The following is a 20,760-nucleotide window of genomic DNA, read 5'->3' on the forward strand; positions in this document are numbered from 1 at the left end:
GCACAGTTGGGCATCGAGTGAACTTTCCTCGGGTTTTGTTTGAAAGGGAGTTCGAGGAACGGCAGTTGGGTCAGTGAGAGGCCTACCGGCGATACGGTTCGTACACGTTCATGCACTGCCCGGCGTCGGATCCGTTGATGGCGTCGGACGTGCTCGGCAGGTCCCCGGCCTTCGGTGCCGATTGCTTCGGATAAGCCGTGCCCGTACGCCAGTCGGCGCCCACGACGACGGTGACACCGGACACGTCAGTGGATTTCTGCACGGAACTCACCGGAATCCCCAGGGACTTGGCGACCGTCTGGGCGTCGCCCTCCAGTTCGGCGCTCGGATAGCGCACGAGCGTCCTTTCTTCGGAGAGCGCCGCCGAGGTGTCCGGGGCCGCCCTGGTGAAGCCCTCGTCCGCGAGTGCCCGCGCGATCGCGCCCGCACGGCCACTGACGGGGCCGAGGGTGGAGGACCGGGTGGCGTTCTGCACGAGGACGCCGATCTCGTCGTCCTCCGCGGCGGAGTCCTTGGTGGTCTTCCCGGAGCTCGCCGGCCGCTTCGCGTCCGTCTTCGAGCCGTTGGCGTCGAACGGCACGTCGTCGCGGATCATCGCCCACATCTTCTCGGCGTCGGCCCCGTCCGGCAGCAGGTGGTTGGCGTTCTCGGCGTCCTGGACGGTCGGCATCGTCGTCATGGTGATGCGGTCCGTGGGCACCGTCTTGAGCTGCATGCCCAGGTCGTACAGCTTCTTGACCGTGCCGATCTCCTCGGAGACCTTCAGCGACCTGGTGGCCGCCTCGGCCAGGTCCATCAGCCGGCCGCCACTGGTGAAGACGTTCTGGTCCTTCAGCGTGCGGATCATCGAGTTCATGTACATGTGCTGGGCCCGGGCCCGCAGCGGGTCGCTGCCCCAGGCGTGCCGGGTGCGCAGCCACTGCAGGGCCTGCTCGCCCTGGACCTTCTTCCTGCCCGCCGTCATCTTCAGACCGGAGCCGCCGGGCACGCCCGGCAACGGGCGGTCCCACACGTTCTGCTTGACGCAGACCTCCACCCCGCCGATCGCGTCCGCCATCTTCACCACGCCCGCGAAGTCGATCGTCATCCAGTGGTCGACGTAGACCCCGGTGAGGTTCTCCCAGGTGGCCAGGGTGCAGCCGGGTCCGCCGCGGGCCAGCGAGGTGTTGATGATCTCGTTCGTCGCCGGGTACGTGTCACCGGTCTCCGGGTCCTCGCACGCGGGGATCTCGACGCGGGTGTCGCGCGGAATGCTCACCACCGCCGCGCTCTTGCGGTCGGCGGAGAGGTGGATGAGCATCTGCACATCGCCCAGCGGCGGGTTGCCGCGGTTGTCCCTGCCGCCGCCCAGCGCCACGTTCTCGTCGGAGTTACGGCTGTCGGAGCCGATCAGCAGGATGTTCATCGGCGTCTGCCCGGCGGCGTTCGGCCCCGTCTTCCGCGCCTTGGAGTCGCCGCTGCTGCGCTCGCCCCTCTGGATGTTGCCGTTGAGGTGCTGGTAGTAGAGGTAGCCGGCGCCGGCCGTGCCGAGTATGAGGACGGCGAGGGTGTTCGCGGACCACCGGAGCAGGCGGTGCTTGCGCCTGGGCTGCCGCGGCCCGCGGTGCCCGCCGCCCCCCGAGGTGCCCTTGGCTCTGCCGGAGCCGTCCCCGCCGCTCGCCTCACGAGCGCGCCGGACGCCCGGTCGCGTTCCCTCCCCGTGCACACTGCTGTGCGTCATCCCCGTCTCCCACCCTCGCGCCGCCGAAATGGGCCTGCCGTACGCCCTGTCAGACGTACGGCAGGCCCATCAGGTCACTTGGCGCACTCGACCTTGTCGGCCGTGGACTGCTGAACTCCCTCCGGCGCCTTCGTCGGAGCGGAGAGCGACACGCCCGCGCCCTTGAAGTCCTTGCCCAGGGTCAGGGTCATCGCGGGCAGGCCCTGCGAGTTGGTCACGCTCTCGCCCGGCTTCATCGCCGCGCCGGACAGGCCCATGATGTCAGCGAGCCGGCGTGCCTGATCGGCCTGGTCGGGAGCGTACTCGAGGGTGGTCTTGCTCAACTCCTGGTCCGCGTTGCCGCCGTTCTCGGACTTCAGCACGTCCTCGTCGTTCTGCAGCCAGGTGAGGGTCTCCTGCGCGCTGCCGGCCGGTGCGCCGCCGTTGAGGATGCGCACCCGCACCTCCGAAGCGTCTGCCTTGGTGCCCTTCAGGCGGGCGGCGACGGCGGCCGCCGCCTTGCCGGCCTTCTCCTTCTTCTGCGCCTCGACCTCGGTGAACGACACATCGTTCTTGATCATGTCGAAGACCTGGGGAGCCGTCGAGTCGTTGACGACGACGGTCGCCTTGACCTTCTCCGCCGGGTTGTCGATCACCGGAACCGTGGTGAACGTCAGGTTTTTGGTGTTGAGCTTGCCCAACTCCATCCCGAGGTCCTTCAGCTTGGTGATGTTGTCCAGCTGGGAGTCGACGGTCAGCGCCTTCGTGCCCGCCTCGGCCAACTTGATCATCTTGGACGGGTCGGTCAGGGTGTCGTTCGACTTCAGCTTGCGCATCAGCGCGCTGAGGAACTGCTGTTGCAGCGTGATCCGGCTCAGGTCGCCGCCGAAGCCGACGGCGTGCCGGGTGCGGACGAACGCGAGCGCCGTCTCGCCCGAGATGTGCTGCGTCCCCGCCTTCAGGTCGAGATGCGAGTCCGGGTCCTTGATGTTCTTCGCCAGACAGACGTCGACCCCGCCGACCGCCGAGGTCAGCGTCTTGACCGCGTTGAAGTCGGCCACCATGAAGTTGTCGGCCTGGACCCCGGTCAGTTCGGTGACGGTCCGCACGGTGCAGCTGGGCGTACGGCCGTCCTGGCCGAGGCTGGTGTTGAAGCGGACGCCGGTCGTGCCCGGGATGACCTTGGTGGAACCGTCCTCCTGCGTGGTCGGGCAGTCCGGGACGTCGACGATCAGGTCGCGCGGGATGCTCAGCGCGGTCGCGTTCGAGCGGTCCTTGGCCACGTGCAACAGGATCGTGGTGTCGGCGTGCCCGACGCTGCCGGCGTCGCCGTAGCCCTCGTTGCCCGCGCCGGTGCGCTTGTCGGTGCCGATCAACAGGATGTTGATCGCCTTGTCCTTCTGGAAACCGCCGGTGCTCGCGCCGTCGTCGGCGACGGAGGTGATGTTGCCGTTGAGGTGCTCGATGTAGAGGTACGCGGCCCCGGCCGCGGCCACCAGCACGAGCGCCATCGCGCCGCCGGTCCACAGCAGGGCCTTCTTCGCCTTCGACTTCCTCTTCACCGGCCGGCGCCCGCGCCGGCCCGGCAACGGCTCCTCGGGCGCACCGCGGCGCCTGCGCTGGGGCGGGACCTCGCGGCCGGGGGCCGCGGGGGACGTCGTACGGCTGCGGGGTCCGCGAGGGGTCCCGGGTGCGCCCAGTCTGTCGTCGGTGGCTCTGCGGGGTCCGGGAACGGGCGACTGCGGTGCGGAAGGACTCAGTCGCAGTTCGTATTCGCCGGTGTTCGGATTGAGTACCCACTGGTCTGCGGGGTCGATGTTGTCCGCCCGCCCACGGCTTTGCGCGTCCACGGTTGTCCGAATACCTCCGTCGGGGCCACGGGGCGCCTTCCCCCTCCAAGGCGCTCGGGTCTCGGTCACACAGTGCACGACCCCAGGACGGACCTCGTGGCCGGGTGCACCGGATCGCTCACACTATCCGCCCTGTTCGGCGTCAAGCGACGCCGGTGACAAATTCCACTTCCCTACAACTGGGCAATCCGCCCATTTGCTCGGACAGTAGCTCCCCGGGTTGGTGAACGCTTTACTCGCAGGTGTCCTCGGCGGCCGTGTTCCCGCGGAACGTGGGTGGGGGTGAAACTGTGGTCGGGGGTTCGCCGTAAGGGGCCTGGTGGGCGTACTCGCTGTAGTCATGCGACTGCTCCTCCGTGCCGTTGTCTCCTTCCCCATACGGATTTTCGCGGTCTTCGTCTCGCCTCTCCGGCGAATTGCGGCTTTTATTCGCAGAATCGCGAGGGGTGTTCTGTGTCACTTCCACCGGTGCATCCGCGCGCAGTTGTTCGAAGAGTCGTTGCGCTTCCGGTTCCACAAGTTGGTCGCGATTGGCGTTGTAGACATACGACTCCCTCGGCACCGTCAGGAACTGCACACGTTCGGTGGGGATGTCGCGCAGCCCGCGCACGAGTTCGTACAAACCACGCAAGTTCGCCAGTTCCGGGTCGGTCGTCAGGGAGGAAGTGGCCGCGTCCAGCACGGGATAGAGCTTGACCGGATTCAGTAGTACGTCGTTGCTCCGGACCTTGTTGACGAGCGCCCCGAGGAAGCGTTGCTGGCGGTGCATGCGGTCGGTGTCGCTGCCGTTGCCGAGGGACTTGCGGGCGCGGACGTATCCGAGGGCCTGTTCGCCGTCGAGCCTCACCCGGCCCGCGGGCAGGTTGAGTTTGGCGGCCTTGTCACGGATCGGCTCCTTCAGGCACACCTCGACGCCGTCGACCGCGTCGACCATGTCCTTGAAACCGCGGAAGTCGACGACCATGTGGTGATCCACACGGATGTTCGTGAGCCGCTCCACGGTCCTGACCGTGCAGGCCGAACCGCCCATCTCGAAGGCGTAGTTGAGCATCACGAACGTGGGCTCGGTGCGGGTGCCGTCGGGGCGTGCGCAGCTCGGTACGTCCACCATCAGGTCGCGGGGCAGGGACACGGCGGTGGCGCTGCGCCGTCCGGCGGCCAGGTGCAGCAGGATCGTCGTGTCGGAGCGCTCGGTCCCGGGGTCCCGCCCGTAGCGCCCGTTGTCGTCCCCGGAACGCGTGTCCGAACCCATCACCAGGATGTTCCGCGCCCCGCGGACGAGTGCGGTGGGCCGCTCCCTCTCGTACCGGGCGAGTTCGGCGGCGGCCGCCTCGTCGGACGTGATGTTGCCGTCCAGCTTCGTGTAGACGGCCCAGCCGGCCCCGGCCGCCGCGAGCACGACCACCACGACGGCCAGTCCACCGCCCCGCGCCCACCGCCGCCGACGCCGCCGTATCAGCCCTCCTCCGGTGGCCGAGGCGCCCAGCCCCGGCCCGGGACGCCCACCTGCGGTGTCGGTCACGGCTGACTCCACCCCTCATGCGTACGAGCGTGTCGTGCGTGCTGCTCTTACGACGATGGCGTGGATGGGGGGTGGGGGGTGGGCGGAGTTGGGCCGAACGGGGGAGGGGCGGAGGCCCGACGGTGGGTGCGGCTGGTCAGCCTGCGGGCAGTCGTGCCGCTGGGGCGGCTCCCGACCCAAAGAGGGCGGCACCCCGTAGCACCGGGCCGCGCGACCCACCCCCGCCCAGCACCCACGCGGGGTCACCGGAACGCGCGGTGCCTACCTCGCCGTAGCGGTGACCCGCTCACTCTCGATCCGCTTGGCCAGACCCTCTTCGTCCAGGCGCGAAAGGTTCCGGCACAACACCACGGAGCCCCCGGTCGCCAACGGCCCGTACAACCCGGCGTTGAGCCCCTCCCACGTGTCGTACGGCAACCCGGACAAGAGCCTGGACCCCGGCCCCGTAAGCCCCAGCTCCGTGGCCTCCGCCCGAGCCCGATCGACAACCTCCGCCGCGCTGAACTCCCGCCCGGCCACGATCAACGCCGGCTCCTCGGGATCGACCGGAGCGAACGGCACGAACCGGTCCCCCTGACTCGGCACTTCGACGGCGTAGTCGACGAACCCGGCCGGGGTCTGCGGGAAGCGCCCGCCCAGCGGACGCAGGGCCAACGCGACCCGCTCCCCGGAGCACGCGCGAGCCGCCTCCAGCGCGTCCGGCCCGCTCACCACGACGTCGGCCGCCGCCGGATCGCCGTCGACGTCCGCGATCACCCCCACCGACGAACACGCCAGCAACCACACCGCCGTCTGCCAGTGCGCGGGCAGCAACAGCGCGACCCGGTCACCGGGCCCCGCGGCGAGGTCGCCCTGAAGGAGGTTCGAGGTCTTGGCCACCCAATTGGCGAAGGTGGCCACGGACAATTCGACGCGTTCGCCCGTGGCGTCGTCGTAGAAGGTCACCAGCGGGCGTCCGGGATCCGCGGCAAGCGCGGAACGCAGCAGGTCGGCAGGGGTGCGATCGGTGGCGTTCACCCGCAAAAGCGTACGCGGGCGCACGGCCGCGCACCGACTGGTCGGGCCGCCGGATCGCCACCGGTTCGGCGCAACGATGCCCGACAGCCTGTCAATTCCCCAATGGACAGATATGTATGACTATGTCCAAGATCAGGGGCATGCGCAGACTTCTTGCTTCCTCGATCGGTGTCACTTGCACGGCGGCCCTCGCCCTTCCCCTGCTCTCGCCAACTGCCACGGCGAGCGTCCCGGCCACGACGACCGCGAAACCGGTGTCGTCCGCGGAGCCCCCAGGCAGCACCCAGTCGCTGCCCCTCGCACCCCTGACCCGCGACCGCGTCGCCGGCGCCCCCGCCGAACAGGGCCTGACCCGCCGGGACGTACGACGCTTCTCCCTCGTCGGTGTCGTCTGGGACAGCCCCGAGACAGAACTCCACGGCCGCGTCCAGGTCCGTACGCGCGCAGCCGGCTCGGACAACTGGTCCGGCTGGCAGGACATCGAGACGCACAACGCCGAGCACGCGGCCGACCCGGGGTCGCCCGAGCGCACCTCCGGCCGGGTACGCGGCGCCACCGCCCCGCTGTGGGTGGGGGACTCGGACGGCGTGGAGGTACGCGTCAAGGCGGACGCCGAACACAGGCTCGAGAAGACCGACGAAGGCACCCGCACCACCACGGTCGTCTCCCCCCTCCCCTCCGGCCTCCGCCTCGAACTGGTCGACCCGGGCGACGAGCCCCCACCGACGCAGCAGGTCCCGGCCGCCGCTTCCCATGGCGAACCGGCCGAGGAGCCCGCTGGCGAGGACTCAGCGGTCGAGGAGCCCGCCGGTGAGGACTCAGCGGTCGAGGAGCCCGCCGGTGAGGACTCAGCGGTCGAGGAGCCCGCCGGTGAGGACTCCGCTGCTGAGGACCCCGCCGTCGAGGAGCCCGCTGCTGAGACCTCCGCCGGTGAGGACTCTGCTGCTGAGACCTCCGCCGGTGAGGACTCCGCTGCTGAGACCTCCACCGGCGAGGACCCCGCTGCTGAGGACCCCGCCGTCGAGGACTCCGCTGCTGAGACCTCCACCGGTGAGGACTCCGCCACCGAGACCTCCACCGGCGAGGACCCCGCAGCCGAGACCTCCACCGCTGAGGACCTCGCCGCCGAGGACGTCGCCGTCGAGGACGCCTCCGCCGCCAACACCGACCTCGTCCCCCTCGGCGCCACCGAGATCCCGGAGTTGAGCCGGTCCGAGACCGAGCAGGAGCTGTTCACCCTGCGGTACGGCGAGCTGACGCAGCAAGAGCTGGCGAAGCCGTACATCGGCCCGCGGCCGCGCATCGTCACGCGGCGCGGCTGGGGCGCGGACGAGAAGCTGCGGGAGAGGAAGTTCATCTACACGAAGAAGGTCAAGGCGGCCTTCGTGCACCACACGGCGTCCGGCAACGCATACAGCTGCGCCCAAGCGCCCTCCGTCATTCGCGGTATCTACCGCTACCACGTCAAGAGCATGGGCTGGCGCGACATCGGCTACAACTTCCTCGTCGACAAGTGCGGAAAGATCTACGAGGGCCGTGCCGGGGGTGTGGCGAAGCCGGTCATGGGCGCACACACGCTCGGTTTCAACAGCAACAGCATGGGGATCGCCGTCCTCGGCAGCTACGGCTCCACCAAGCCGTCCACCGCCGCGGTGAACGGCATCGCCCGGCTCACCGCGTGGAAGCTCGGCCTGTACGCCGCCAATCCGCGCGGAAAGACATATCTGAAGTCCGCCGGTGGCAATCTCTACCCAAAGGGAAAGAACGTACGACTGAATGTGATCTCCGGTCACCGGGACGGCTTCGCCACGTCGTGCCCCGGTGGGCAGCTCTACCGCAAGCTCGGCACGGCCCGCGCGGACGCGGCCCGCTACCAGGGACGCTAGACGACCGGATCGGGGCCCAGGGGGGCTTGGGAACCGTCCGGGCGGCCCGGGAACCACCCGGGGCACCAGGGAGTCTGTCCGGTTGTCCGCCGGTCCGGAGGACACATTCACCGCCGTCGGGGGGCAAGAGCGGAATGCCGCACGGCCGTCGAAGGCGCCGCACAACGGTCTGCATACACTGGCCGGCCGAAAGACAGTTCGGCCGGTCCCGGCAGGAAGCAGAGACGACAGGTGACAGAAGCGATCCTCCTGGTCGGCGGCAAGGGAACACGGCTGCGCCCGCTCACGGTGCACACGCCCAAGCCCATGGTCCGCGCGGCCGGGGTCCCCTTCCTCACGCATCAGTTGGCGAGAGCGAGAGCGGCGGGCGTCGACCACATCGTGCTCGCCACCTCCTACCTGGCCGAGGTCTTCGAACCGTACTTCGGTGACGGCTCCTCGCTGGGCCTGCACATCGAGTACGTGACGGAGGAGGAGCCCCTCGGCACGGGCGGCGCGATCCGCAACGTGGCGTCCCGTCTGCACTCGGGCCCCGACGACCCGGTCCTGATCTTCAACGGCGACATCCTGACGGGCCTGGACATCAAGGCGCTGGTGCACACGCACGAGACGACGGGCGCGGACGTGTCGTTGCACCTGACGAAGGTGACGGACCCGCGCGCCTACGGCCTGGTCCCCACCGACGACACGGGCAAGGTCCTGGCCTTCCTGGAGAAGCCGCAGACCCCCGAGGAGATCGTCACCGACCAGATCAACGCGGGCGCGTACGTCTTCCGCCGCTCGGTCATCGACACGATCCCGCAGGGCCGCCCGGTCTCCGTCGAGCGCGAGACCTTCCCGGACCTCCTCTCCGCCGGCGCCCACCTCCAGGGCATGGTCGACTCGACGTACTGGCTGGACCTCGGCACCCCGGCGGCCTTCGTCCGCGGCTCCGCCGACCTGGTCCTGGGCCGCGCCCCGTCCCCCGCGGTCCCCGGCCGCTGCGGCGACCGCCTGATCCTGCCGACGGCGAGGGTGGCCCCCGACGCCAAGCTGACGGGCGGCACGGTGGTGGGCGAGGGCGCGTTCGTGGCGGAAGGCGCCCGGGTGTTCGGCAGCACGATCCTCCCCGGCGCCGTCATCGAACCCGGCGCGGTCATCACCGACTCCCTGATCGGCACCCGCGCCCGAGTGGGCGAACGCTCGATCCTCACCGGCACGGTCATAGGCGACGGCGCGGTCATAGGCCCCGACAACGAACTCCGCGACGGGATGCGCGTGTGGTGCGACGCCCAAATCCCACCGGGAGCGGTGCGCTTCTCGTCGGACCAGTAACCACCAACCAGCCGACACCGACCGCGCCACTCCACCGACCCGCCGAAACCCGACGACGCCGGCCGGGCAATCCCGGCCGGTCCGGCGTTCGAGGGTGAGGGTTGCCGTCCCGATCCCTCGCCCACCCCCGCGGGGGAAGCCGTGTCGGCGGCGGTCAGCTGTATCCAGCCCGTCCGGCGTTTGAGGACGAGGCCCGTTCAGGGCCGACAGCGGGGGTCTGGGGGCGCAGCCCCCAGGGACGGGAAGGGTAGGGGCGGCGGGGGCGAGAACCGCCCATACAGCAACCACAACGCCGCGCACCTCACAACCGCCCGATATCCCCCCGAGGCATCCGCGGCGCCCGCCGAGCCGGTCCCCTCCCACTCAACAAAATCAACCGAGCCGCCCGATGCCGCTGCCCCGCATACGGCTCCAACAGCTCCAACATCACCGCGTCATCGGCATACCGATCCCCGGCCAACGCCCACCCGACAATCCCCGGCAGATGCAGATCCCCCACGGTCACCGCATCCGGCGCCCCATGACTACGCTGCACCACTTCCGCCGACGTCCACGGCCCAACTCCCGGCACGACCTCCAACCGAGCCCGCGCCACCGCCGGAGGCATCCGCACCGCCTCCTCCAAACGCGCAGCAACCCGCACAGCCCGAAGAATCGTCGACGCCCGCTTGTTGTCGACACCCGCCCGATGCCACTCCCACGACGGAATCAACGCCCACGTCCGAGGCGCGGGCATCACATACATCCGCCCCGGCGCGGGCCCAGGCGCCGGCTCCCCGAACTTCCGTACCAGCAACCGCCACGCCCGATACGCCTCATCCGTCGTGACCTTCTGCTCAAGAATCGACGGAATCAACGACTCCAGCACCAGCCCGGTCCGTGTCAGCCGCAGCCCCGGCCGCCGATGCCGCGCCATCGCCACCACCCGATGCCGAGGCGCGAAGACGGACGGATCGTCGGCGGCCCCCAGCAGATCCGGCAACTGCTCCAACAGCCACTCGGCCCCGGGCCCCCACGCCTCCCCGCGCACCTCACCGCCGTACACAGCCACCCGCAGCGTCCCGGGCCCGGCAGGCGTAAGGGTGGCCCGCCACACGGACCCGTCCGGCATCGCCCGGAACGTCGGATCCGCGGGCCCACGCCTCAGCGGCCCGACCACCAGCCCCAGGTCGAACGGCCTCTTCGGCACCCACGTCCGCACCCGCCCCGGAACGGGAGCCGCCTTCCGCGCGGCGGGCACGACGACTTCCCCTCCGCGCACGGTGGTACGCGTGGGCCGGGGAGCGAACCGTCCTGCCACGAATGAGTTCCCGAGTAGTCGGAGGTGCCTGATGTGCCTGATGTGCCCTGGTTACCTGGCTGCCCTACGAGACTAGGCGCCCGTACGACGAACTGCGGCCGTACGCCCCATCTCACCGCACCTCGATGAACGCCCCCGCATCCCGCTCGCCCCGAGGCCGAGGCTCCTCCGCCGGATGCCCCACCGCCACGGCCCCCATCGGATCCCACTCCTCCGGCAGCCCCAGCACCTCCCGCACGACGTCCCGGCAGAACATCGTCGAGGACACCCAGGCCGACCCCAGCCGCTCCCCGGCCAGCGCGACCAGGAAGTTCTGCACACCGGCCCCGGCGGCGACCACGAACATCTCCCGCTCGGCCCCGTCCCGCCGCGCGTCGCCGTACGTGTGCGACCCGTCCATGACGAGACACGGCACGACGAGATACGGCGCGTTGCGCAGCACGTCCCCCCGCCGCACCCGCTTGGCTATGGACTCCTCCGACTTCCCGTCCCGCCGCAGATCCGCGATCCACGCATCGCGCATCGCGTCCAGAAGCTCGGTCCGCGCGGCCTGCGACTCCAGCAGTACGAACCGCCACGGCGTCGTGTGGTGCGGCGCCGGCGCCGTCACGGCCGCGGCCACGGCCCGCCGTACGGCTTCCGGGTCGACGGGCTCGTCGGTGAAGGCCCGTACCGTACGTCGCTGGGTCACCGCTTCCCGGACCGCCTCGGACGTCCCCAGCCGGAACATGTCGTCACGCGCGCTGCGCACCATGACGCGCGCCCCCGCACCGTGTTGGTCACGATCCTCGGCCACCACGTGCGGCAGCCCGCGCACGACGGCGACGGGCAGCCCGGCCGCCTTGCCCTTCACCAGATCCCCGGCCGCGGCCAGTTCGTCCGCCGTCGCCACGACCGTCGCGCTGAGCGGGTTGCCGTACGCGTCCGTACCCCCGCGCAGATCGTCCAGCACCCGCACGCCGGCGGCGCCGATGGCGACATCCGTGAGCCCCGCGCGCCACGGTCGCCCGAATGTGTCCGTCACGACGACCCCGACGTTGATGCCGAGGGCGTCCCGCAGCCCGTCCCGGACCGCCCGTGCGGAGGCGTCCGGGTCCTCGGGCAGCAACAGCACCGTGCCGGAGGGGGTGTTGGAGGCGTCGACGCCGGCGGCGGCCATCACGAGCCCCTGCCGGTTCTCGACGATCCGCAGCGGCCCGCGCCGTGCCACGACCCGTACGGTCTCGGCGTCGATCGCGGCCTCCCGGTCGACCGCCTCGACGACCCGACCCTCCGCCTTGGACACGATCTTGGAGGTGACGAGCAGCACATCCCCGTCCACCAGCCCCGGCTCGGCGGCGGCGATCAGCTTGGCGAGGTCGTCACCCTGGCGCACCTCGGGGAGCCCGGGCACGGCCCAGACCAGGTAACCGTCGACAGGCACACCGTTCAAGCCGCCCGCACCCCCTCCGCCAGCGCCAGCGCCTCACGGGCCATCCTCGCGGCCGCCTCCACGTCGGTCATCATCAGTGGCACAGCCCGGCACCGGATGCCGGCGCTCTCCACGCGCTCCACCACGCCGGCGTCCACGGTGTCGACGAGCCAGCCGTCCAGCAGTCCCGAGCCGTAGTGCTCGGCGACCGCGGCGGCCGTCGACTCCACGCCGACCGCCGCGAGCACCTTGTCGGCCATCCCGCGCACGGGCGCGTCCCCGACGATCGGCGACAGGCCCACCACCGGCACTCCGGCGTCGGCGATCGCCTCCCGGATGCCGGGCACGGCGAGGATCGTGCCGATGGAGACGACCGGGTTCGACGGCGGGAACAGTACGACGTCCGCCTCCGCGATGGCCTCCAGGACGCCGGGCGCCGGCTTGGCCTGCTCCGCACCGACCGGCACGACCGCCTGGGCCGGCACCGAGGCCCGCAGCCGCACCCAGTACTCCTGGAAGTGGACCGCCTTGCGCTCACCGTCGACCTCGACGGCGACATGCGTCTCGACGCGGTCGTCGGTCATCGGGATCAGTCGCACGCCCGGCTTCCACCGGTCGCACAGCGCCTGAGTCACCGCGCTCAGCGGATATCCGGCGCTGATCATCTGCGTCCGCACGATGTGCGTGGCGAAGTCCCGGTCACCGAGCCCGAACCACTCGGGCCCGATGCCGTACGCCGCGAGCTCCTCCTTGAGATGGAAGGTCTCGTCGGCCCGTCCCCAGCCCTGCTCCTCGTTGATGCCGCCGCCGAGCGTGTACATCACCGTGTCGAGGTCCGGGCAGACCTTCAGCCCGAAGAGGTGGATGTCGTCCCCGGTGTTGCCGATGACGGTGACGTCCGCGTCCGGCACGGCCCGCTTCAGACCGCGCAGGAACCGGGCACCACCGATGCCGCCTGCCAGAACCACAATGCGCATGGGAGCCAGTCTTGCAGGCGGGTACGACATCGCGTCACGCGGTTACGACGCCCACCTCGTCGTGGGCGGCCGGCGCGGAGCAAGCCGTGTGCATCGGCATCTCCGTCAGGCCCGGGTAGTAGACGTGCAGGCTCACCGCCGGCTCCAGCGCGTCGTTCACCACCTCGTGCACGTACCCCGGCGCGAACACCCGTTGAGCTCCGGGCCCCAACGCGCGCGTGCCGCGCGCCGTGCGCTCGGTGAGTGCGCCGTCCAGGACGGTCAGCACACCGGAGGAGCGGCCGTGGTCGTGCGGCCCGCTGCCCTGCCCGGGCACCCAGGACAGCAGCCACACCTCGTAGCCGGGGCCGGTGCACAGCCGGTGGTACCAGCGCGTGGTCGCGTCGTACCGGACGAGGTGCTCCCACTGGGAGCGGTCGGCGGCGATGGAGCGGGCCAGGCCGACGAACTCGGCGACGGTGGCCGGGTGCTCGCGCGGTACCTGGAGCAGGTGCGGGACTTCGAGGATGTCGCCGGCGATCTGGAGGTCGCTGTCGCTGTTCATGGGTGCGGTGGTTCCTCGGCGGAAGAGTGGGGGATGGCTGGGTGTCGCGGACCGTCCGCCGGGTCACGGGGGACGGAGGTGCCCTGGTCCGGGCGGTGGGAACAAGCAGCCGAGTCGCGGTGGACTCAGAGGCAGCCGGAGCGCGTTGGGCTCAACAGCTGGAACAGCAACAACAGCTACAGCGAGCGTGGGCAGCACCGAGGGACCCGGCGGTGCGGGTCGAGGTGAGTGCCAAGTTCGCGAGCATGCCCACAAGGACATCGGTTCATACCTGCACTGTCAACTCGACGCCCGGCATGTGGGACATGTTTCACCTCATTCGGTCCATCTGTGAGGTGAAAGGTTTGTTCAGGTGTCAGCCGGGACACATGCCGCACATCCGGGAGCACAAGCCTCGTTGCGATCCCGTGATCCGACTGTGATCCGGTTCGCTTCGACACGCGTGTCGGAACGAGATCGAACTTCTGGGCGTCCTTCTCCATACAGGTCCGGAAAGGCATGGCGTGGCGTCGGAAGCCCTCTCGGGTCTCGTCCGCTTGTCAAGGTTTAGGCCGATTTGAACACTTTCTGCTAGGCCTTGGTTCCGCAGAGTGAATAAGGGGCTCAATAGCAGATCTCGGCTTGACTCGCCCGGAGCAGCACACTTGTAATTTCACTCGTGTCGTTCAGCCGGAATCGGTAACGACCGCATCACGGGGACGCGAAAGTACAGACGAGGGGCGCACATGACCGAGCTGGTGCAGCAACTGCTGGTCGACGACGCGGACGAGGAACTCGGCTGGCAGGAGCGCGCGCTGTGCGCCCAGACCGACCCCGAGTCCTTCTTTCCCGAGAAGGGCGGCTCCACCCGCGAGGCCAAGAAGGTCTGCCTCGCCTGTGAGGTCCGCTCCGAGTGCCTCGAATACGCCCTCGCCAACGACGAGCGCTTCGGCATCTGGGGCGGCCTGTCCGAACGCGAGCGCCGCCGGCTGAAGAAGGCCGCCGTCTGATCCCAGGGGCACCCGCCTCACGTACGCACCCACATACGTCACGAACGGCCCGTCGCAGGTGGGTTATCCACAGGCGGCGGGCCGCCGTCATGGCCAGCCGATAGTGTGGCTGCTCGTCCGAGACGCCCCGCTGCCCCCTCGGGGCACAGGCGTCCACCGCAGTCCACCGAACCGGGGCCCGTACCTCGATGTCCGTGCACAGCCACACGGCAGCCCAGCAGGATCCAGCTGCCACACCTGAGTTTCCGCGTCATGTGGTGACCGCGGTCCTCGTCTCCCATGACGGCGCCCGCTGGCTGCCCGACGCGCTCGCCGGGCTGCTCGGCCAGGAGCGCCCCGTGCAGTACGCCATGGGGGCCGACACCGGCAGCGCGGACGCCTCCGCGCAGCTGGTCACCGACGCCCTCGGCGCCGACCGGGTGCTGCACCTCGCCCGGCGCACCAGTTTCGGCCAGGCCGTCGAGGAGGCGGGCCGCATGGCCCCCGTCCTCACCCCGGACGACCTGCCGTACCTGAAGCGGCCCAGCGGCTGGGACCCCGTCACGCGCACGTGGCGCGACGACGCCTACGACATGCCCGAGCTCCCGCACGGAGAGCCGGTGCAGTGGCTGTGGCTGCTGCACGACGACTGCGCCCCCGAACCCGACGCGCTCGCCCAGCTGCTGCGGGTCGTGGAGAACGAGTACGAACTGGGCCGGGACGACGTGGCCGTCGTAGGCCCCAAGCTCCGCGGCTGGTACGACCGCAGGCAGCTGCTGGAGGTCGGCGTCACCATCGCCGACTCCGGCCGCCGCTGGACCGGCTTGGACCGCCGCGAACAGGACCAGGGTCAGCACGACCACGTCCGGTCCGTCCTGTCCGTGTCCACCGCCGGCATGCTGATCCGGCGCGACGTCTTCGAGCAGCTCGGCGGCTTCGACCGCCGTCTGCCCCTGATGCGCGACGACGTCGACCTGTGCTGGCGCGCCCACGCCGCCGGCCACCGCGTCCTGGTCGCGCCCGAGGCCGTCGTACGACACGCCGAGGCCGCCTCGCGCGAGCGCCGCACCGTCGACTGCGCGGGCCGCACCGCCGCCTCCCCGCACAAGGTCGACAAGGCCGGCGCCGTCTACACCCTGCTCGTCAACGCGCGCACGGCCGTGCTGCCCTGGGTGCTGCTGCGCCTGATCCTCGGCACCCTGCTGCGGACCCTCGCCTACCTCGTCGGCAAGGTCCCCGGACAGGCCCTCGACGAGATCCGCGGCCTGCTGGGCACCCTGCTGCGGCCCGAGCGGATCCTCGCCGGGCGGCGCAGGCGCGGCCGTCCGGCCGTCGACAAGGACGAGATGCGGCCGCTGTTCCCGCCGCCGGGCGCGACTGTCCGCGCCACCGTCGAGCAGGCCGCGGGCAACCTCTTCGCCGACTCCGACCCCGAGATCACCTCCGGAGCCGGACGGCACGGCGGCGGGATCGAGTCCGGGCCCGGCGGCGACGACGCCGACTTCCTGGAGATCGAGCAGTTCGCCCGCCTCAAGCGCATCGCCCGCAAGCCCGGCCCGGTGCTCTTCCTGGTGCTGCTGCTCGTCTCCCTGCTCGCCTGCCGCGCCCTCATCGGCGGCGGCGCTCTCGCGGGCGGCGCCCTGCTGCCCGCCCCGGCCGACTCCTCCGAGCTGTGGTCGCGCTATCTCGACTCCTGGCACGCGGTGGGCGCCGGCGGTACCTCGTCCGCACCGCCGTACCTCGCGCTCGTGGCGATGCTCGCCTCCGTGCTGTTCGGTTCCACCGGCCTCGCGGTCACCGTCCTGCTGGTCTGCTCGGTGCCGCTGGCCGGCCTCGCCGCGTACTTCGCCTCCCGCCCGTTGGTCGAGTCGCGCCTGCTGCGCGCGTGGGCGGCCGTCGTCTACGCCTTCCTGCCCGCCGCCACCGGCGCCCTCGCCGGCGGCCGCCTCGGCACCGCCGTCCTTGCCGTCCTGCTGCCGCTCATCGCGCGCGCCGGCGTTGCCGCCAGCGGCCTGGCGAACGCCTCGGACGCGCGCGGCAGTTGGCGCGCCACCTGGGCGTATGCGCTGCTGCTGACGATCACCACCGCGTTCACGCCGATCGTGTGGCCCATCGCGCTGGTCCTCGGCATCGCCCTGCTGGCCGTGCGCCGCGCCGAGATCACCGCCTACGGCCCCCGCGTCCTGGCCCAGCTCGGCACGCCCCTGCTGATCCTCGCGCCCTGGTCGCTGTCCCTGCTGCCGTTCGGCTTCTTCCAGGAAGCCGGTCTGGAGTACGGCTCCTCGGCGGCCTCCGCCCTCGACCTGCTCGGCGCCAGCCCCGGCGGCCCCGGCACGGTCAGCGGGCTGATGCTCATCGGGATCGTCCTGGCCGCGCTGGCCGCCCTGCTGCGCTCCGAGCGACAGTTCGGAATCTGGACGGCCTGGGCCGCCGCCCTGGTCGGCCTCGTCTTCGCGGTCCTGTCCAACGGCTCCACCTGGGCCGGCCCCGCGACCCTCGTCTACGGCCTCGCCCTCCTGGCCGCCGCCGTCCTCGGCGCCGACGGGGCACGCTCGCGCGTGGCCGAGCAGAGCTTCGGCTGGCGTCAGCCGGTCGCCGTGCTGATCGCCTTCGCCTCGGCAGCGGGCCCGCTGCTCGTCGCCGCCGGCTGGATGATCGGCGGCGCGGACGCGCCGCTGCAGCGGCGCGACCCCGTGCAGGTGCCCGCGTTCGTCGCCGAGGAGAGCGGCACCCGCGACCAGGCCCGCACCCTCGTCCTCGACAGCGACTCCGCCGCTCACGTCGGCTACATGCTGGTGCGCGGCTCCGGGGCCCGCCTCGGTGACGCCGAGGTCGCCTCGGCCGACGGCGAGAACAGCAACCTCGACAAGGTCGTCGCCAACCTCGTCGCCGGCTCCGGCGCCGACCAGGCCGACCAGCTCGGCAAGTTCGCCGTGCGCTACGTCCTCGTCCACCAGGGCGCGCCCCGCGAGATCACCCGCGTCCTGGACGCCACGCCCGGCCTGAGCCGACTCAGCCAGCAGGACGGCAGCGGGCTGTGGCAGGTCGACCAGGAGGTCGCGCGCGCCACCATCGTCCCCAAGACCGGCAACCCGCAGCCCGTCGCCGCCGGACCCGTCGACATCCACACCACGATCCCGGCCGGTGCCGACGGCCGGATCCTGCGCCTGGCCGACACCGCCGCCGAGGGCTGGACCGCCACCCTGGACGGCAAGCCCCTCACCCGCACCACGGTCGACGGCTGGGCCCAGGGCTTCGAACTGCCCGCCTCCGGCGGCAAGCTGGACGTCACCTTCGACGACCCGATCACCCACACCGCCTGGCTGTGGGCCCAGGGCGCCCTCGCCGTCGTCCTCGTCGTCCTGGCCCTGCCCGGCCGACGCCGCCACGTCGACGACGACCTGCCCGAGGAGCCGGCCATTCCCGCCCAGGCCGTGGCCGGCGAGGGCCGCCGCGCCCGCCGCCTGCGCGCCCAGGCGGAGGCCGAAGAGACGGGCCGGACTGGGGACTTCCCGCCTCCTCCACAGGAGGCGCCCGCCGCGGTACCGCAGCAGCAGTCCTACGGCGAGTGGGACACGCCGAGCTACGCGGGCGCCGAGTACGGCGGCGGCTACGGCGACCAGCAGTACCAGGGCGCCCAGCAGTACCCGGCGGGTGCGTACGACCAGTCGTACCAGGCGGACCCGTACCAGGGCGGCCAGTACGACCCGTATGCCTACGGCGGCCAGTCCCCGCCGGCGTCGTACGACCCGGCCTACGGCCAGCAGTACCCGCAGCAGGGTTACGACCAGGGTTACGACCAGGGATACGACCCGACGTACGACCCGGCGCAGCAGCCGCACCCGCAGGACACCGGCAGTGAGCAGCGCCCCGACGGGAGTCAGCAGTGAACCGCACCACCCTCTCCCTGATCGCCGGCGCCACCGCGCTCGCCGCCGTCACCGGATTCGCCGTGCTCGAAACGCCGGACACCGCCGGCCAGGACACCGCCAAGGCGGCCGCCGAACTGCCCGTGGAACGCACCAACCTGCTGTGCCCGGCCCCCAGCATCTCCGACCTCGCCGAGACGTCGTACACGTCCTTCACACCCGTCACCAAGGGCACGGGGAGCGACGGCAAGGCCGAACTCCAGCCCGCCACACAGCAGTCGGCGGACGGCACGGGCGACAAGGGCGGCAAGGGCGGCAAGCAGAAGGCCGGCAAGCCGGTCCTGGAGCCGAAGGAACCAGGCAAGCCGGTCACCGGGGACGCCTCCGGTGCCGACTCGCCCGCGCTCGTCGGCACCGCCGAGGGGAGGTTCGCGCCCGGCTGGACCGTCCAGGAGACCACCGAGGTCGCCGCGGGCACGGGTCGCGGCCTCCAGGGCGTCAACTGCACCGCGCCGGACACGGACTTCTGGTTCCCGGGCGCCAGCACCGCCGCCGACCGTACCGACTACGTGCACCTGACCAACCCCGACGACTCCGCCGCCGTCGTCGACATCGAGCTCTACGGCAAAGACGGCGCCCTGCAGTCCGCCGTGGGGGAGGGCATCACCGTCAAGCCGCACTCCAGTGAGCCGATACTGCTGTCCACGCTCACGGACGAGAAGCAGGAGAACCTCACCGTGCACGTCAACGTCCGCAGTGGGCGTGTGGGCGCGGCCGTGCAGGCCCTGGACGACCGGCTCGGCGGCGACTGGCTGGCCGCGTCCACGGACCCGGCGGCGAGCCTCGTCCTGCCGGGCATCCCGAAGGACGCGACTGCCGTGCGCCTGATCGCCTTCACGCCCGGCGACTCCGACGCCGACCTGAAGGTGCGGCTCCTCTCGCCGTCCGGGGCGATCACCCCCGCCGGGAACGAGACGCTGCACGTCAAGGCGGGCATGACCACCGCCGTCGACCTCGGCGACGTCACCCGCGGCGAGGCCGGCTCCCTGATCCTGACGCCGACCGACCAGTCCGTTCCGGTGGTCGCCGCCTTGCGTGTCGTACGCGGCAAGGGGGACGACCAGGAGACGGCGTTCATCCCCGCCACCAGCCCGGTCGGCAAGCGCGCGACGTCCGCCGACAACAGCGCCAAGGGCACCACGCTCTCCCTGGCGGCCCCCGGCCGCGCCGCCGAGGTCAAGGTCACCGCGTCGGCGGGCAGCGAGGGCGGTGCGGCGGTGTCGAAGACGTACACGATCAAGGCGGGCACGACCCAGAACGTGGAGGCACCGGTACCCGGCGGCCTGAAGGGCACGTACGCGCTGACGGTCGAGCCGGTGTCGGGGGGCTCGGTCTACGCGTCCCGCACCCTGGCGGCCACGGAGGACGGAGTCCCGGGCTTCACGATCCAGACCCTCCCGGACGACCGGGGGACGGTGGCGGTACCGGAGGCGGACGAGGACTTGTCGGTGTTGCAGAAGTAGATGGGCTGGGGAGGGGCCGGCGCTGGCCGGCTCAGCTGCGGGCAGCTGTGCGCCTGGGGCGGCTCCCGACCACCTCGAAACCCCGCCTCAGTCCTCCCCGTACCGAGGATCCACAGTCTCCGGAGTCAGCCCCAACAACTCGGCAACCTGCTCCACGACAACCTCGTGCACCAGCGCCGCCCGCTCGTCCCGCCCTTTGGTGCGGATCTCCACCGGCCGCCGATAAACGATCACCCGAGCCCGCCGCCCCTCCCGGGAGGGCACCGTCCCACCCAGCGGCACGGCCTCGTCGTTCCACACCTGCCCAGGCCCGTCCAACCGCGGCACCTCGAGCACCAGGAAATCGATGTCGGCAAGCTGCGGCCACCGCCGCTCCAGGCGCTCCACGGAGTCCTGCACCAGGTCCGCGAACGCCTCGGCACGGCTCGCCGCCAGCGGCACCTGCGGCGGCGCGATCGGCCCGCGCATGCCCCTGCCGTGGCGATCACGACGGCGGGGGCCGGGGCCGGCGGCACGGGGCGGTACGGGGTTGTCCATCACTGGTGAAGCGTAGTCCTCGCCTGAGCCATACGCCCGGCACCCGCGCGGCGTCCTGGACGACGCCGGTCCACCTCGCAGGGCATGTCGGCAGTTGACCATTCCAGCCAAGGTTGGGCTCGGTTCCGTATCTCTCCCAGACCGTCGATCTCAAGGCAATTGACGGGGTTTGTGTCGAGTGGTGACCGGATTCAGAACCGTTCGACCCCTCGAAAGCGGGTGTCCACGCAGGTCAGCGACGTTAGCCCGGAAGGGTGTGTGGGGCGATTCACAGCACGACACGGTGGAGTGACCTGGGGGAGAGTCGTCGCGGCCCGCTCAAGAGTGCGGTACCGTCCAACGT

General features: G+C 71.1%; 14 protein-coding genes. 5 read left to right on the top strand and 9 right to left on the bottom strand.

What is annotated here, in order from left to right:
• Nucleotides 1–82: 82 nt before the first annotated feature.
• The 4 genes from ABT063_RS30200 to ABT063_RS30215 all read right to left on the bottom strand — a co-directional run bounded on the left by ABT063_RS30200 (nt 83) and on the right by ABT063_RS30215 (nt 6,088).
• Nucleotides 83–1,720 carry an LCP family protein gene (locus tag ABT063_RS30200; RefSeq protein WP_351062607.1) on the bottom strand — a complete coding sequence of 546 codons (1,638 nt, stop codon included), beginning with the start codon at nt 1,718–1,720 and terminating at the stop codon, nt 83–85.
• A 74-nt stretch (nt 1,721–1,794) separates the two neighbouring features.
• Nucleotides 1,795–3,549, bottom strand: a complete 1,755-nt coding sequence (locus tag ABT063_RS30205; protein WP_351062609.1) for an LCP family glycopolymer transferase — start codon at nt 3,547–3,549, stop codon at nt 1,795–1,797.
• 232 nt (nt 3,550–3,781) lie between these two features.
• The gene (locus ABT063_RS30210) at nt 3,782–5,071 is read right to left on the bottom strand and encodes an LCP family protein (RefSeq protein ID WP_351062610.1); all 1,290 of its coding nucleotides are present in this window, start codon (nt 5,069–5,071) and stop codon (nt 3,782–3,784) included.
• A 261-nt stretch (nt 5,072–5,332) separates the two neighbouring features.
• On the bottom strand, nt 5,333–6,088 hold the full coding sequence (locus ABT063_RS30215) for a TIGR03089 family protein (RefSeq protein ID WP_351062612.1): 756 nt from the start codon (nt 6,086–6,088) through the stop codon (nt 5,333–5,335).
• A gap of 140 nt (nt 6,089–6,228) precedes the next feature.
• Between ABT063_RS30215 and ABT063_RS30220 the strand changes: the two genes are divergently transcribed.
• Together ABT063_RS30220 and manB are read left to right on the top strand one after the other, a co-directional pair.
• Nucleotides 6,229–7,974, top strand: a complete 1,746-nt coding sequence (locus ABT063_RS30220) for an N-acetylmuramoyl-L-alanine amidase (RefSeq protein WP_351062614.1) — start codon at nt 6,229–6,231, stop codon at nt 7,972–7,974.
• 231 nt (nt 7,975–8,205) lie between these two features.
• Entirely contained in the window at nt 8,206–9,288 is a 1,083-nt protein-coding gene (gene manB, locus ABT063_RS30225; RefSeq protein WP_351062615.1) for a mannose-1-phosphate guanylyltransferase, read from the top strand.
• A 301-nt stretch (nt 9,289–9,589) separates the two neighbouring features.
• Here manB and ABT063_RS30230 read toward each other — a convergent pair whose 3' ends face one another.
• From ABT063_RS30230 to ABT063_RS30245, 4 genes are all read right to left on the bottom strand, one after another.
• Nucleotides 9,590–10,588, bottom strand: a complete 999-nt coding sequence (locus ABT063_RS30230; protein WP_351062617.1) for a DNA-3-methyladenine glycosylase family protein — start codon at nt 10,586–10,588, stop codon at nt 9,590–9,592.
• Nucleotides 10,589–10,700: 112 nt separating this feature from the next.
• Nucleotides 10,701–12,020, bottom strand: a complete 1,320-nt coding sequence (locus tag ABT063_RS30235; RefSeq protein WP_351062619.1) for a coenzyme F420-0:L-glutamate ligase — start codon at nt 12,018–12,020, stop codon at nt 10,701–10,703.
• Complete coding sequence (cofD, locus tag ABT063_RS30240; RefSeq protein WP_351062621.1) at nt 12,017–12,976, bottom strand: 2-phospho-L-lactate transferase; 960 nt, start codon at nt 12,974–12,976, stop codon at nt 12,017–12,019. Before cofD ends, ABT063_RS30235 begins: the two co-directional genes overlap by 4 nt.
• 34 nt (nt 12,977–13,010) lie before the next feature.
• The gene (locus ABT063_RS30245) at nt 13,011–13,520 is read right to left on the bottom strand and encodes a cysteine dioxygenase (protein WP_351062623.1); all 510 of its coding nucleotides are present in this window, start codon (nt 13,518–13,520) and stop codon (nt 13,011–13,013) included.
• A 725-nt stretch (nt 13,521–14,245) separates the two neighbouring features.
• Between ABT063_RS30245 and ABT063_RS30250 the strand changes: the two genes are divergently transcribed.
• The 3 genes from ABT063_RS30250 (at nt 14,246) to ABT063_RS30260 (ending at nt 19,880) form a co-directional block, all read left to right on the top strand.
• Entirely contained in the window at nt 14,246–14,509 is a 264-nt protein-coding gene (locus ABT063_RS30250; RefSeq protein WP_003975777.1) for a WhiB family transcriptional regulator, read from the top strand.
• 188 nt (nt 14,510–14,697) lie between these two features.
• A complete protein-coding gene (locus tag ABT063_RS30255) occupies nt 14,698–18,378 on the top strand; it encodes a glycosyltransferase family 2 protein (protein WP_351062625.1) in 3,681 nt (1,226 codons plus the stop codon).
• Nucleotides 18,375–19,880 (top strand): DUF5719 family protein, encoded by a 1,506-nt coding sequence (locus ABT063_RS30260; protein WP_351062627.1) that lies wholly within the window; start codon nt 18,375–18,377, stop codon nt 19,878–19,880. The genes ABT063_RS30255 and ABT063_RS30260 overlap by 4 nt, the downstream gene beginning before the upstream one ends.
• Before the next feature lie 87 nt (nt 19,881–19,967).
• On the opposite strand, the gene ABT063_RS30265 is transcribed toward ABT063_RS30260, so the two are convergent.
• A complete protein-coding gene (locus ABT063_RS30265; protein WP_351062629.1) occupies nt 19,968–20,417 on the bottom strand; it encodes a metallopeptidase family protein in 450 nt (149 codons plus the stop codon).
• Nucleotides 20,418–20,760: the final 343 nt, after the last annotated feature.

The sequence above is a fragment of the Streptomyces sp. NPDC002838 genome, assembly GCF_040295365.1.
Lineage (GTDB): Bacteria > Actinomycetota > Actinomycetes > Streptomycetales > Streptomycetaceae > Streptomyces.